Below are 14750 nucleotides of genomic sequence, written 5' to 3' on the forward strand. Positions count from 1 at the left end.
AGACACACCGCTACGCGGGCATTATCCAATGATTCTTCGATAGCAGCTACGCGGGCATCTTTGATGAGTCAACGCGGACCGTTGACATTCTCAACGAATCTTGATTCACTTGTGATTCACCACACAGAACTTGCCCCATTCGCTCGGAACGATAGGCGGCAGTTTTATGTTTGATCGGCAATATAACTGATGTCTAACAGCAACGACTCCTAGAAAGCGCAACCATGATGCGGAAAGCACTGAAGATTTCCCTCGCCGCCATCGCTGTCGGCACCCTGGTCGCAGGCTGTGGCCAAAGCCCGAATGCCAGGGGCAGCGACGACTCGTCCGACATCCAGGAACTCGTCTTTGCGGCGGTTCCCAGTGAGGAAAGCCAAGAACTGGAAGAGTCCTTCGCGCCCGTCATCAAGGCGCTGGAAAAGGAAACGGGTTTGCCCGTCCGGTTCGAAGCCGTCAGCAGCAATGCGGGCGTCGTCGAGGCCCAGGTGGCCGAGCGGGTGGATATCGCTGTCTACGGAGCATTCAGCTACTATCTGGCCAGCGGCGTTGCTGATGTGACCCCGGTGGCCGTCGATCAGCGTCAGCCGGGCGGTGAATCCGGCGTTGAGTCGTATGGAATAGTCCGGAGTGACACTCCGGCAATCGCCGGCCTCGAAGATGCGCAAGGCAAGAATGTTTGCTTCACCGATCCCGCTTCCTCCACTGGCTACCTCTCTCCTTCTGCCGGCCTTATTGAGGCAGGGATCGACGTCGAGAGCGACGTCGAAGCTATCTTTGCCGGCGGTCATGACACTGCCGTGACGTCGCTCCTGGCGGGAGACTGCGACGTTGCGTTCGCCGCCGCCACGTTCGTCGACGAACTGCTCCCCGCCCGCGGAGTCCTCAAACCGGGAGAAGTAAACAAGATTTGGACTTCGCCGGTCATCCCCGGGCCGCCGGTCGTGGTGGGTAACTGGCTCCCGGAGGATCTGCAGACCAAGATCACCACGGCACTAACGAAGTACGACGCAGTAACGGCTGCGGAAAACGGATTCTGCGAAGGTGCCGAAACGGAAGCACCCGAGACTTGGGGCGAGTTCGCAGGCAAGCCTTCCTGCGTCTGGGGCGGCACGGCAGCGTTCGCCTTTATCCGGACAAACGACGAAGCCTACGAACCGATCCGCGAGATCTGCGAGATCACCAAGGCCGAGGTCTGCACGGCGGAACAGCAGTGACCGGCGCTCACGCCGCAACCACAACACTAGGATCAGGCATGCTGAACGTACATACCACCCCCACACCTGCACCGCAGGGACAGCGTGAGCCGAGCATCGTCCTGCAGAACGTAGCCAAGAGCTTCGCTGGGAACCATGTTCTGACAGACGTCAGCCTCTCAGCATCCCCCGGTGAGTTTGTGGCACTTGTGGGACCGTCCGGGGCGGGAAAGTCAACGCTCCTGCGCCTCATCAATGGCATCCACCATCCCGATACCGGGATGGTGGGCGTCCTCGGCACCACGCCCAGCGAGTGTAGCCGGAGGGAACTTCAGGCTCTGCGCACCAAGATCGGTTTCGTGTTTCAACAGTTTGGTCTCGTGGGACGACTGACCGCCCTGGAGAACGTGCTCATGGGTACGCTGGGTCGGCTCAAATTTCCTCGCTACGGCATCTCCACCTATCCGCAAAGCCTGCGCATACAGGCGGCCGGGCATTTGGAACGCGTTGGTCTGCTCGACCAGCGGTTCCAGCGCTGTGACACGCTTTCCGGCGGGCAGCAACAGCGGGTGGCAATTGCACGGACGCTGATGCAGGAAGCGGAAATTGTCCTCGCGGATGAACCTGTGGCGTCCTTGGACCCTGCTGCCAGCCTGTCCGTGCTGTCCATGCTCAAGCGGATCAGCGCCGAGGATGGCTTCACGGTGGTGTGCAGCCTGCACCAGGTGGACCTCGCCCTGCAGGTCTCTGACCGGATTGTTGCGCTCAAGAACGGGTCGATGATGATGGATCAGCCAACGGCCGCGACCACGGAGGAAATGATCCGCCGCGTGTACGCTTCCGACTCCACGACTGGGGACGGCAATGCTTAGCGGCATCCTCGAGACGCCGGCAAAGAACAGCGTGTCCGTTCCGCCGCAACAGTTGCGGCCACGCAGGAGCATCGCGGTCTGGGTTATCCCGACTGTTTATGTCGGGGCGTCCCTCTTCGGCCTCTGGTGGATGGGCGTCTCCCCTTCCTCCTTGCAGGATGGATTCGGCGACATTGGGCGGCTGCTCTCCCGGATGGTTCCGCCCACCACCGGGCCTGTCCCGGATCTGCTCACCCTGCTGGTCCAGACACTCCTGATAGCCATCGCAGGCACGGGGCTGGCTACCATTGTGTCCATCCCGCTGGCCGCCGCGGCATCCAGCAGATTCACGGGGCCGCGCGTCGTCCAATGGGCGGCCCGCCTGGTTATCGTCCTCACGCGCGCCGTGCCGACCCTGATCTTCGCCATCATCTTCGTCCGTATCTTCGGCCTCGGGCCGATGGCCGGCGGCCTGGCCGTGGCCTTCCACTCGGTGGGAATGATCGGCAAACTGATGACCGACATCTTTGAGGAACAGGATCCCACGGCTTCCGAGGCCGTAAGCGCCACCGGCGCATCGCGGCTGCGGACTTTCGTCGCCACAACGTTCTCCCGCGCGCTGCCCTCCATTACCGGCGTCGGCCTTTATCGCCTGGACATCAACATCCGCGCCTCTGCGATCCTCGGCATCGTTGGAGCCGGCGGCATCGGCGTTGCCCTGCAGACCGCGATCGGCAGCCTGAATTACCCCCGCGCGGCCGGGATCGTGCTCGTCATCATCGCTGTTCTGCTCATCCTGGAGGTCGTGTCGGTCCGGTTGCAGGTAAAACTCTCCGAACACGCGCGGGAGAGCAGCCGTTCCCAGCTCTTCGTGCCCGGCCGTGCCGTTCACCAGCCCGGTTGGGACCGCTCCCGAATCTCACGGGCGGTCCTGGGTTCGTCCGCGCTGCTGGTATTCCTTTACGCACTCTGGTCTCTTGAAGCAGATCTGGAGCGGATCTCCCGATCCCTGCCGTCCGCCGTCGAACTCGTCACAGGCATGTTCCCGCCGGAGTTCTCCACGGCCATCTTCCTGGGCGTCTTCGAGAGCGTCCTCATGGCAGTTACCGCCACTACCGTGGGTGTACTGATCGGTCTGGTCATCGCGGTACTGTCTACAGATCTGCTGGTGCGTATAACCCCCTTAGCTATCGGACTGCGTGGACTCACCGTCCTCATGCGCGGTATCCCGGACATCATCTACGCACTGATCTTCGTGGCAGCTCTCGGTCTCGGCCCGTTCGCCGGATTCCTCGCATTGTCCATTTCGTGTACTGCGCTGGCCGCCAAATTCTTCACCGATTCGCTGCAGAACCTCAACCCGGCGCCTCTCAAAGCGCTGGAGGCCACGGGTGCAAACAGGCTGCAGGTTTTCATTAGCGGCGTCTGGCCACAGTTCGTGCCGTCGTTCCTGGGCAATAGCCTCTTCACTTCCGACCTTGCGCTCCGCGAGTCTGCCGTGCTGGGCATAGTCGGGGCGGGCGGAATCGGCTTCCTGCTCCACGAATCAGTGGCGACACTCAGCTATGAAACAACCAGCGCCATCCTCATCTCCCTGATTGTGGTGGTCCTTGCCATCGAATCCGCCGCGCGGTGGATCCGCAGCCGGGTCCTCTGATGGTTCGCCCCGCTTCAGGAAATACGAAAGGCCCAACAGTGACCGCAGAAACACAGGCGGCAGGAACTTGTCCCTTCCGCCAATCCGAATGGGATCCAACCGCTGAGGAGACATTCGGCAGCGCACACCAGGACTATACGCGGCTTCGCCAGACGAATCCGCTCCCCTGGAGCAACGCTTACGGGGGATTCTGGGCAGCAATGACTTACGACGACGTCATGCAGGTCACGCGCGACTCGGAAACATTCATCACCTCGATCCAGAACGTGGTCCCCCACGTACCGAGGTCCAGCCGGCGGCCGCCCCTGCACTTTGATCCGCCGGAGCACGACGCCTACCGGGACATCATCGATCCGGTCCTGCGGCGATCAGCTGTGCGCAACCACGAAGACGCCTTCCGGCGCAGCGCCAAGGAACTCATCGGGAACCTGCTGGCGAGCGAGAACCCGGAGTACTGCGGCGACTTCGCCATGCCCTACGTTGCGGACTGCTTTGCCGCGTTCCTCGGGGTCCCCTCCGAGCTGGCTGTCCGAGTCCGGGAAATTGGTGTGCGCTACTCCTTCGCCATCCAGGAAATGAACGACGCCGTTATAGGCGAGGCGAGTGCTGAGTTGTACGAAATTGCTGAGCAAATCTACCAGGACAGGATCGCCGCCGGGGCCGACCCGGAAACGGATCTGGCTGCCGGACTCCATTTGGCTGCACTCGACCCGGAAAACCACATCACAGAACTGTCGGCCATCGCCACCATTCGCCAGATGATCGTAGCCGGCATGGGTGCCCCGCAAGCCGTTCTGGGCAGCTGCATAGTCCATCTGGCGCAGAACCCGGGCCTGCAGGACCACCTCCGGAACCATCCCGAAGAGCTTCCTGCCGCAATTGAAGAATTCCTTCGCCTCTACGCCCCCTACCGGGTGTTCGCCCGCACAGCCACGAAGGACGTCCAGCTCTCGGGTCGCGAGATTGCCGCGGGTGAACCCATAGCGCTGATCTTCCCCTCTGCAAACAGGGATGAAACCGTGTTTGAACACCCGGATGAATTCATCCTCAAGCGGCCGGCGAACCGGCACCTGGCTTTCGGCCGGGGCGCCCACCGCTGCCCCGCCGCTTCGATGGGCCGCACAGAACTGCTAATCGCCCTTGAAGCCCTCCTGTCCGCAACCGCGTCCTTCAGGTTGGCAGGAGAAGTGGAAATGATGAACTGGCTGGAGTATGGCCCGCGCAGTGTCCCGCTCCAACTGGAATCCACCCAGAAGGCCGGTGACATAATCTCCCTATGACTGCAGAAGCCGAGCCCAGCCTGCCACGCTTCCAGCAGGGCGCACGTCCGCAACGTTTGTTGACGACGCTTCTGGGCGACTATTGGTTCGCACGGCGAGAGCACATTCCTTCAGCCGCGCTGGTGCAACTGATGTCCGAATTTGGTATCACTGCGGCCGGGGCACGTGCGGCTATTCAACGCCTGGCCCAGCGAGGCTTTTTGGTATCGGCCAAGAGCGGAAGGGAAACGGCTTATGCCGTAACTCCACGAAGCCGCGAAGCCTTGGACCGTCACGTCCAATACATCTTTGCCCCTCCTGCAACCGACTCCTGGGACGGCACTTGGACAATTGTTGCCTATTCAGTTCCTGAGGATGAGAAGGCAGCGCGGCGGACGTTTCGGGAAGGGCTCCGCGCGGCACATTTCGGAAACCTGTATGACGCACTCTGGATCCGCCCTGGCCACCACGTTGAGGCGGCGCAGCACCTGGGGGAAGCCACAGGAATCTCTCATTTGACGGTCTTCAGTGCCGCCAAAGTCCCGGGTGCTTCCGAAGAAGGAATGGTCGAAACGGCCTTCGAGCTGAGCCCGGTCCGGGATGCGTATACTACGTTCATCCAGCGCTGGGAGCCAGGCGGTGATGCTCTGGCCGGAGACGACGCTAGTGGCCAGGATGCCCTGTTGGTCAGGACGCGGTTGATGAGCGAGTGGCGTGCCTTGGTGAGCATCGATCCACAGCTGCCGCGTCAACTGCTGGGAGCAGACTGGCCGGGGACCCGGGCATACGAATGTTGCGCCGCCCTCTACGACTCCTTGGGGCCAGAGGCGGAAGCGAAATTTCGACGGATCATAGCGGCCAACGATTCCACCCTTGCAGACCTCGTCAACCACCACACCTTTGCCAACTGGGCGTCCTTGCTTACCACCAACTAACCCCATCTGACCGGCCTTGCCTCCCACCCTCGCAGAGTAGGCCACAGTTCCTTGTTCGCTCGCAACAAACCTGCCTTCAAAGTTGAAGGTACGAAAGGAATCTGTTCATGATCCCCATAAAGCTCGCTGCCGCCCTGTCTGCAGCGTCCCTCCTCTCCTCCCCGTTATTGATTGCACCAGCCCAGGAAGCGGCTGCCAGCGCGGCCGTTTCCAGCAACGGCGTGGCCCGTGGAAATCTTCCCAGCGGCGCCCGCTATGTGATCGAAACCCCCAGTGATTGGAACGGGACACTTTTGGTGTGGAGCCCCGGGTACATCGGTGGCCCTGCTGGTGGAGAAGCCGCCGGTGGTCCTTCAGGTGCCATCCATGACTGGCTGCTCGAAGAGGGATACGCCCTTGCCGGATCGAAGCCGACCACCAATGGGTGGGCAGTTGAAGACCTGTTGCGTGACCAGCGGGACGCTGTTCAGGTGGCCAGCAAAAAGCTCGGTCAGCCGGAGCACGTTATCGCCTGGGGAAATTCAATGGGTGGCCTCACCTCCGCAGCCCTTCTTGAGAAGTACCCGACCGAGTTCGACGGCGGCCTTCCTATGTGCGGATCGGTTGCCGGAGCCATCCCCATGTTGAACCAAGGTCTGGACGCTTCGTTCGTGCTCAAGACCCTTCTGGCCCCGAATGACGATCGGCTGGAACTGGTCAACGTGACCAACGAGAGCGAACGCAGGGCAGCCTTCCAGGAAGTGCTCAACGAGGCGCAGCGAACCCCGGAGGGGCGGGCGCGCATCTCCTTGGCGGCCTCAATGGCACAGCTTCCGACCTGGACGCAGGCCTCTGACGCGCGCCCCGACACCAAGGACTTCGCAGCACAGCAACTCCAGCAGTACAAGGCGTTCATGTTCGCCGTCGTCTCCCCGAGAGAGCCGCTGGAAGCGAGGGCGGGAGGAAACTTCTCCTGGAACACCGGCGTCGACTATTCCCGCCAGCTCAACCATTCAGGAACAGCAGAACTGGTGAAGGCTCTGTACGCGGAAACGGACGCAAATCTGGAGGACGATTTGGCACAGCTCGAAAGTGCCCCACGCATCAGCGCCGATCCATCGGCCGTCCGCTACATGCAGACGAACGCAACGCCCACCGGGGACATTGCGGCGCCAGTCTTGACCCTGCACGAAACCGGAGACACCGCGCCGACGGTCACCCAGGCGCGCACCTACGAAGACCGGGTCCGCAGCAACGGCAATAACGACCTATTGCGCCAAGCCTTTGTCGATCGTCCCGGGCACTGCGACTACACCGGGGCTGAGATTGCGGCAGCACTCACAACTCTCCAGCAGCGGCTCGACAGCGGAACATGGCGCAACGCTGCAACCCCCGGCGCCCTGAATAAGCTGGCCGCCGAAATCGCGGCTGACACACAGGCGGACCTTGGCAGTGCCGGATTCGCAGCCAATAAGCCACACAGGATGACTCGGGCGGAAGCAGAACCGGCGATGGTTGCCAACCATGGAAAGGACGGACAGCTGTGAACAAGACTGCCCGCATGATGTTGATTACCGCTCTGGCTGTACCGTTCACCTGTACGATGACAGCCGGAGTGGCGGACAGCAGCAGCTTAAGCGAACAGGGACACCTACCCGATGGGACGCCCTACTCGCTGATCCGGCCGGCCGGTTGGAACGGCACCACAATCGTCATGCCCGGGCGTGAAGAGTTGACGGGAGGTGTCCCGCAATGGCTGGGCGAGCAGGGGTACGGAATCATCGGTTACGAGCTCAGCGACAACTGGAACCTGGCCCAAGACCGGAACAACGCTTCGTCCGCCGTAGAGATCTTCAGCGAAACCGCCGGAACCCCCGACACGGTCATTCTGAGCGGCCGTTCCCAGGGCGGCCTGGTCACCCGAATTGTCACGGACGCCACCCCGGCTTGGCTGGACGGGTCCGTTCCCATGTGCGGCGGTGGGGCAGGAGCCATCAGCATGTGGAACACAAAGCTGGACAGCGCCTTCGCCCTGCGGGAGCTGGTCGACCCGGATTCGCAGATGAGCATAACCCGAATTCAGGATGAGCGCCGCGAACAAGCGGCCATGAATGATCTGGTCTCCACTGCGTCAGCCACCAACCATGGGCAGGCGCGCATTGTCCTTGCTGCAGCGCTGAGCAAAATCCCGGCCGTCGATGCGGAAACGGGCGAGGACGTTCCCGCGGCCAATCTGGACAAACGGATCGCGGAATACACGGACGCAATGCCGTTCGCACTGGGCATCGGTGTTCGGGCAGGCTTCGAGCAAACGATCGGTGGTTCGTTCTCTTGGAACGACGGTGTTGATTACCGGAAGGAACTCAAGGCTTCCGGTCGCTGGTCCGAGGTTCAACTCGCCTATCGTGAAGCCGGTGCTGATCTGGAAGCCGATCTCCAGACCCTGGCAAATGCACCTCGTATCACCGCCGCCCCGACCGCTGTCAGCACAGTGGAACGCTTGGCGACCTTCACGGGCAACCTCGAAGTGCCGGTCCTGTCGCTGCACACCACGGGAGATCCCGCGGGTGCCACTGCAGAGGAGAAGGCATATGCAGACGCAGTACGTGCAACCGGGGACAACCGCAATCTCCGTCAAACATTCGTCGGCGCGGACGGACATTGCACCTTCTCAACAGCTGAACAAATTACAGCCATCAAAACCGTGGCAGACCGCATAGAGAATGGCCATTGGGCCTCAACGTCTCCACGCTCTCTCGCTAGAACAGCCGAGGCAGCACAGGAGGCGACAACGATCGAACTGGGAACAACTCGCTTCACGACGCCTCATCCGGCACTTCCCGGGCGTCCATGGGATGTGCGGAACTGGGACTCCTACGTTCCGGCTGAGTAAGCGTATAGACGTCGGCGACGGCTGTAATCTGCGCTTTGAAGGGGCTGTGCCCGGTCTTGAAACCGAGTTCAGCCCCTTCAACATCTCACAGTCCCGCTGTTTAGTCGGTCTCTGGACCGTTGCAGTAGAGGCAAGTGACGTCTGTGCAGCTTGCATCGTACGGACCGATGGCGTCGGCATTGAAGAGACGGGCCGGACCGTTGCTGGCCGCCGAAGTGGTGATCAGAGTACTCGCCGTTGAGTTGCTCATGTGGGTGCCTTTCTAGCCTTTGAATTGGGTGCAAGTTCCATAGTCCAGCATGCCGGTGACCTCGCATCAGGTACAGCGAATGTTTTCGACCGGTACCGGTTAGGAAACCTGAACGGTGGGAAGCCGGAGGCGGTTGCTGCACGTCGCAGTGCGGCCTGTTCCGATGTTGTCGGCTGAGCCACGGTTCGGCGGATTTGCTACAGTTACTACCCCCGCTACGGAGGTGTCAATCATGACTACCGTTCCCCATCGTCAGCTTCGCAGCAACACCAGCGAAGTCCTTGAGCGCGTCAGAAGCGGGGAGATCATCGACGTGACAATCAAGGGCAAGGTAGCGGCGACGCTCATCCCGCCGTCGTCGTCACCCTTTGAACGGCTGCTGCCCCAGGGCGCCGTCCGTCCTGCCGCGTCTGCGGGACCGGTGGACTTCACCCTGCTTGCCAGAACCCGGCTGGATGAAACCAGCGAGGACATACTCGACGATCTCCGCGGGGACCGCTGATCCTTTCGCCGGGGCGGCCGCAGGATCAGTCCGTCTCCGGGCCGTTGCAGTAGAGGCAAGTGGAATCCTCACAGCTCGCAGTGCCGTCGTCGCCGACGGCAAACGTGTTGATCAGGGTACTCGCCGTGGAGCTGCTCATGGGACTTGTTGCCTTTCGTGGTGTCGGGGCGGCTGCTGGACTTCGCTGTACAGCAGCCGCCCCTAGTGGATTGGATCAGGCCATGCCGCGGCGGAGCAACTGTCCTGCCGGGGTCTGGTTGTCGATCTGCTGTCCGCGCAGGTAGGTCTTGCGGACCACTCCGGAGAGCGGCTTCTGCGCGTAGGCGGTGATGGGGTTCTTGTGGTGGAGCTTGGCGGGATCCACTACGTAGGACTCGTCCGGCGCGAAGATGGACAGGTCGGCGTCGTACCCTAGCGCGAGCTTTCCCTTGGAGTTCAGGCCTGCCAGTGCGGCCGGCTTGGTGGACATCCAGTCGATGACCTTGTCCAGGGTGATGCCGCGGCGGCGGGCTTCGGTCCAGATCAGCGACAGGCCGAGCTGGAGCGAGGAGACACCGCCCCAGGCGACGGCGAAGTCACCGTTCTCAAGGTCCTTCAGGTCCAGGGTGCTGGGCGAGTGGTCCGAGACGATGCAGTCGATCGTTCCGTCCAGCAGACCTTCCCACAGCAGTTCGCGGTTGCCAGCCTCGCGGATGGGCGGGCAGCACTTGTACGCGGTGGCGCCGTTGGGGATCTCCTCGGCGATGAGCGTGAGGTAGTGCGGGCACGTCTCGGCGGTGATGCGGACGCCGTCGCGCTTTGCCGAAGCAATCATCGGCAGCGCGTCCGAGGAGGACAGGTGCAGCACGTGGGCGCGGGCGCCAGTCCAGCGGGCGCGTTCGATGACCTCGGCGATGGCAACGTTCTCGGCGCCGCGGGGGCGGGAGGCCAGGAACTTGTCGTAGTGGTCGCCCTCGGCGGTGGGCGCGCGGTCGATGGCGCGGGAGTCCTCCGCGTGCACGATCATGATGGAGTCGAAGGTTTTCAGGACGGCCATGTCCGATTCCATCTCGTCCGCTTCCAAGTGCGGAAATTCGTCCACGCCGGAGTGGAGCAGGAAGCACTTGAAGCCGAAGACGCCCTCGTCATGCAGGCCGCGCAGGTCGCCCTGGTTGCCGGGGATGGCGCCGCCCCAGAAGCCGACGTCCACGAAGGCCTGCTCGCGTGCCGCCGCCCGCTTCTGCTCGAGCGCGTCAACGTTGACGGTCGGCGGAATGGAGTTCAGAGGCATGTCGATGATGGTGGTGACGCCGCCGGCGGCAGCTGCGCGGGTGGCGGAGGCGAAGCCTTCCCATTCGGTGCGGCCGGGCTCGTTGACGTGGACGTGGGTGTCCACGAGTCCCGGGAGCAGGACTTCCTCGGCGGAGAGCTCGATGACCTCCGCGCCTTCCAGGTTGTTGCCCAGCGGCTCGATGGCGACGATCTTTCCGTCCCGGATGCCGACTTCCCGGGCAACTTCGCCGGCGGTAGTCATGATCCGGTTGCCGCGGATGACCAGGTCATAGGCGGTGGCGGAGCCGGCGGGTGCGGAGTCGGGACGGCTGATGGTTTCTGTCATGGTGGTTCTGCAATCCTGTGAGTAGGTCGGGTACGTAGTTCGGGCTGCTGGTTAGGCTTGGCCGGCGAGTACCGGGACGGAGCTCAGCGGCCAGTTCTTGAAGGTTTTAGGCCGCGGCGGCGCATAGGTGCGGATTTTCGACGTCGTTAGTCCCATCCGAACCAGGGATTCCGCGATCGTGACGGCGGCAGCAACGCCGTCGACAACGGGCACTCCGGTCCGCTCGATTACGCGCTCGGTGAGGCCGGCCATGCCGCCGCAACCTAGGCAGATCACTTCCGCCTTGTCCTGCTCGACGGCGATTGCGGCTTCCGCGACGATGGCATTGACGGCCGCGTCCGGATCCAGTTCCAGATCGAGGACGGCCATGCCGCTGGCGCGGACGGAAGCGCAGCGGGCGTCGAGCCCGGCCAGCTTGAGCCGGTCCTCGATCAGCGGGACTGTGCGGTCCAGAGTGGTCACCACGGAGTACTTGTGACCGAGGAACTGCGCGGTGCTGGCCGCGGCCTCGGTGATGTCGACGACCGGGACGTCCAGGATTTCCTGGAGCCCCTCGCGGCCGTGTTCGCCGTAGCCGGCCTGGATGACGGCGTCGAACGGTTCCGGGTAGTTGCGGACCGTTTCCATCACGGCGATGGCGGCCAGGTAGCTTTCATAGTTGCCTTCGACTGAGTCCGCGCCGAAGAGCGGGGTCAGCGGGACGATCTCGGTTCCCGGCGAGGCCACGGCGGCTGCCTGCCGGCCGATGGCTTCGGTCATGGACTCGGTGGTGTTCACATTCACGACGAGGATGCGCACAGTAATACTCCTGCTGGATAGGGATTGGTCGTTGTTAGTGAACGGTTAGTGGGCGCTGGCGACGGCGAGTGCTTCGCCGTCGACGTCGCGGAAGCGAGCCTTGCGGTCGGCCACGATCAGGTAGAACACCGCGGCCAGGCCGGCGCCGAAGAACCAGGAGAACCCGGCGACGGCGCTGAAGGCAGGCGCCAGGGCCAGCACGATGGCGATGACGGCGGCCGGAACCAGGGCGATGATGGCCCGCGGGTTGACGCCGCGCTTGTAGTGGTACTCGCCGTTCCGGGCCTCGGTGTACAGGTCCGGGACGTTGATCTGCGCCTTGCGGATGATCCAGTAATCGGCCATGATGACGCCGAAGATGGGGCCGAGGATAGCGCCGAGGCCGCCCAGGAAGTACACGATCACTACCGGGTTGTTGTAGAGGTTCCAGGGCAGGATGACCAGGCCGATGACGGCGCTGACAATGGCGGCCGAGCGGAAGTTCAGGCGGCGCGGGAAGAGGTTGGTGAACATGTAGATCGGTGCCACGAAGTTGGCCATCAGGTTCACGGCCACGGTGAGCACCAGCAGCGCGAGGCAGGCCAGCACCAGGAAGAAAGTGTTGGGGATGGTCTGCACAATGTCGGACGGGCTCTCGATGATCTGCCCGTTGATCTTGAACTGCGCACCGGCAAGAACGACGACGATGGCGCCGAAGAAGAGCATGTTCAGCGGGATGCCGACGAAGTTGCCGCGGGTGATGGCCTTTTTGCTGGTGGCCGAGCGGGTGAAGTCGCAGAAATTCAGCACGAACGTGCCGTAGATGGCGATCCAGAGGGCGCCGCCTACGAAGATCTGCCGCCACATCTCGCCACCGGTCAGGCTTTCATTGGTGGAGAGGGCGATGGAGCCGCCGGCCTCGATGAACATCCAGATGGCGATGGCCAGCATGGTGACGAGGATGACGGGGCCGGCGAAGGCCTCGTACTTGCGGATCATTTCCATGCCGAAGCTGACAATGATGACCTGCAGGATCCAGAGCGCCACGAAGGAGATCCAGCCGAGAGTGGACATGCCGAGGAAGTTGTTGGTGTCCAGCGGCGCCAGCCCGGGGAACATGGCCGTCAGCATCACCCGCAGGACCACGGAAGCCAGGTAGGTCTGGACGCCGAACCAGGCGATGGCCACGCCGCCACGGGCAACGGCGGCAAGCTGCGCGCCGTGGATACCGAAGGCTATGCGGCTCATGACCGGGAAGGGAACGCCCGTCTTCTCCCCCATGAAGCCTGAGAGGCTCAGGAGCAGGAAGAGCAGGACCGCGCCGACAAGGAATGCCAGCAGGATCTGCCACGCTCCCAGCCCCAGGGCGAAGAGCCCGATGGCGAAGGCGTAGTTGCCGAGGCTGTGGACGTCATTGGCCCACAACGTGAAAATGTTGTAGGCCGACCACGTCCGGCCTGCCTTTTTGGTGGGCGCCAGATCCTCGTTGTAGAGGCGGGTGCTCAGGGGCAGTGCGGTCGACGCTGACCTCTGGTCCTGTAGTGCAGTCATTTCTACCTGTTTTCATAGAGCGGAAAAGTGTTTTCAGGAATTGAAATAAGGTTAGGGGTGACACCAATCACAGTCAAGGATCCGGAGGCCTCAGTCAATGCCCCGTCGACGGGCTGCCGCGGGATCACGGCGTTGGTATGTGAATAAAGCCCAAAACCGCCGCGATTCAAGGCCGGAAAGCGGATTGAGCCCGCCGCCGGGCAGGGGCGCAGTGGCAGTGCGCACGACGGCAAACGGGACGTCGGACGGAAGGCGGCGGCCGCCGTCGTTGTTCGTTTGAGCGCTAGCTGGAGTCGGCACTTCGGCATGTGCAGGAAGCCCAAGACTTGTTTGACCGCGATCGGCGGTGCCACTAAGATTTTGGGATCCCAAGTGGAGATTCCGAAACGCTTTCTGCGGTCGGGAGGCTTGATTCCCGCCCCAACCGCTCGGGCCCCGCGTTGCGGTTCCGGAGATCGAATGGAGAAAACGATGAGTCGCACGGGTGGAACCTCCGAAAAGGACAAGCCACTGCGGGATACTGTGCGCGATGCGGTCCGTTCGAGGATTTTCGAAGGCCGCTACGTCCCCGGCACCCCATTGGTGGAACGCGACCTCGCCGCAGAGTTCCACGTCTCCCGCCTTCCGGTCCGCGAGGCACTGCGGATGCTCCGCCAGGAAGGCCTGGTGAGCGACCGCGGGGCCCGCGGCGCGGAAGTGAGCAGCCTGAGCGAGAAAGATGTCGAAGACCTCTTTGCCGTCCGGCACTCCCTCGAAGTACTGGCCTGCCGGCTCGCGGCGGTCCGCGCGACCCCTGCAGACCTGGACCGACTGAAAGGCTACCTCGACGACGCCGAACGCCACTTCGCAAAGGGCTCACTGCTTGAAGCCCTCCGCACCAACAGCGCGTTCCACCAGGAAATTACCCGGATTGCGGACAATGACTTCCTACGGACCGCCCTGGAACCCCTGCAGGGGCGGATGAACTGGCTGCTCCGCTATGCCACCGACCTGCCCGAACTAATCGAGGAACACCGCGAACTCTGGGCAGCCATTGCCAGCGGCGATCCGGAGCAGGCAGCCGCGCAGTCCGCACACCATGTTGAGAAATACCACTCCCAGTTCCCCGACGATTACCGCAGGGCCCTGCAGGAACAGCAACGGCAGAACTCCTGAAGCTCCTTGTGACCGACCACAAGCAGGACAGCCGACAACATCATGCGTGCCGGCCACTTGTCCTCCACATTGCCGCTTTTTCCGTGCTATTCGAAGACGTGTTCTATAGCGTGGAGGTATGGCAATCGCACCGGTCGAAGCGCATCAGGAG

At 62.6% G+C, this 14750-nt stretch carries 13 protein-coding genes; 9 read left to right on the top strand and 4 right to left on the bottom strand.

Annotation, left to right across the window (positions count from 1 at the left end):
- The first annotated feature begins 224 nt into the window (after positions 1–224).
- The 7 genes from phnD to AC3A4M_RS22690 all read left to right on the top strand — a co-directional run bounded on the left by phnD (position 225) and on the right by AC3A4M_RS22690 (position 8767).
- Positions 225–1214, top strand: coding sequence for a phosphate/phosphite/phosphonate ABC transporter substrate-binding protein (gene phnD, locus AC3A4M_RS22660; RefSeq protein ID WP_498738866.1), 990 nt, complete (start codon positions 225–227; stop codon positions 1212–1214).
- 38 nt (positions 1215–1252) lie between these two features.
- Entirely contained in the window at positions 1253–2065 is an 813-nt protein-coding gene (gene phnC / locus AC3A4M_RS22665) for a phosphonate ABC transporter ATP-binding protein (RefSeq protein ID WP_498738868.1), read from the top strand.
- Positions 2058–3701, top strand: coding sequence for a phosphonate ABC transporter, permease protein PhnE (gene phnE, locus AC3A4M_RS22670; protein WP_498738869.1), 1644 nt, complete (start codon positions 2058–2060; stop codon positions 3699–3701). The genes phnC and phnE overlap by 8 nt, the downstream gene beginning before the upstream one ends.
- 200 nt (positions 3702–3901) lie before the next feature.
- On the top strand, positions 3902–4981 hold the full coding sequence (locus tag AC3A4M_RS22675; protein ID WP_498738871.1) for a cytochrome P450: 1080 nt from the start codon (positions 3902–3904) through the stop codon (positions 4979–4981).
- A complete protein-coding gene (locus tag AC3A4M_RS22680; protein WP_498738873.1) occupies positions 4978–5895 on the top strand; it encodes a PaaX family transcriptional regulator in 918 nt (305 codons plus the stop codon). The genes AC3A4M_RS22675 and AC3A4M_RS22680 overlap by 4 nt, the downstream gene beginning before the upstream one ends.
- Before the next feature lie 107 nt (positions 5896–6002).
- Positions 6003–7421, top strand: coding sequence for an alpha/beta fold hydrolase domain-containing protein (locus AC3A4M_RS22685; RefSeq protein ID WP_498738875.1), 1419 nt, complete (start codon positions 6003–6005; stop codon positions 7419–7421).
- Between the two features lie 14 nt (positions 7422–7435).
- The gene (locus tag AC3A4M_RS22690) at positions 7436–8767 is read left to right on the top strand and encodes a hypothetical protein (RefSeq protein ID WP_498738877.1); all 1332 of its coding nucleotides are present in this window, start codon (positions 7436–7438) and stop codon (positions 8765–8767) included.
- Positions 8768–8867: 100 nt separating this feature from the next.
- On the opposite strand, the gene AC3A4M_RS22695 is transcribed toward AC3A4M_RS22690, so the two are convergent.
- On the bottom strand, positions 8868–9017 hold the full coding sequence (locus AC3A4M_RS22695) for a hypothetical protein (RefSeq protein ID WP_498738878.1): 150 nt from the start codon (positions 9015–9017) through the stop codon (positions 8868–8870).
- Positions 9018–9249: 232 nt separating this feature from the next.
- Between AC3A4M_RS22695 and AC3A4M_RS22700 the strand changes: the two genes are divergently transcribed.
- A complete protein-coding gene (locus AC3A4M_RS22700; RefSeq protein WP_498738880.1) occupies positions 9250–9519 on the top strand; it encodes a type II toxin-antitoxin system Phd/YefM family antitoxin in 270 nt (89 codons plus the stop codon).
- A 214-nt stretch (positions 9520–9733) separates the two neighbouring features.
- On the opposite strand, the gene allB is transcribed toward AC3A4M_RS22700, so the two are convergent.
- Genes allB through AC3A4M_RS22715 form a run of 3 tightly spaced genes read right to left on the bottom strand, consistent with a single transcriptional unit; the run spans position 9734 to position 13444 of the window.
- The gene (gene allB / locus AC3A4M_RS22705) at positions 9734–11116 is read right to left on the bottom strand and encodes an allantoinase AllB (protein ID WP_498738882.1); all 1383 of its coding nucleotides are present in this window, start codon (positions 11114–11116) and stop codon (positions 9734–9736) included.
- Between the two features lie 51 nt (positions 11117–11167).
- The gene (locus AC3A4M_RS22710) at positions 11168–11914 is read right to left on the bottom strand and encodes an aspartate/glutamate racemase family protein (protein WP_498730540.1); all 747 of its coding nucleotides are present in this window, start codon (positions 11912–11914) and stop codon (positions 11168–11170) included.
- A 45-nt stretch (positions 11915–11959) separates the two neighbouring features.
- On the bottom strand, positions 11960–13444 hold the full coding sequence (locus tag AC3A4M_RS22715; protein ID WP_498738884.1) for an NCS1 family nucleobase:cation symporter-1: 1485 nt from the start codon (positions 13442–13444) through the stop codon (positions 11960–11962).
- Between the two features lie 471 nt (positions 13445–13915).
- Here AC3A4M_RS22715 and AC3A4M_RS22720 point away from each other — a divergent pair, with 471 nt between their 5' ends.
- A complete protein-coding gene (locus AC3A4M_RS22720; RefSeq protein WP_498738886.1) occupies positions 13916–14599 on the top strand; it encodes a GntR family transcriptional regulator in 684 nt (227 codons plus the stop codon).
- The last annotated feature ends 151 nt before the right edge of the window (positions 14600–14750 follow it).

The sequence above is a fragment of the Arthrobacter sp. Soil_C_60 genome, assembly GCF_057656375.1.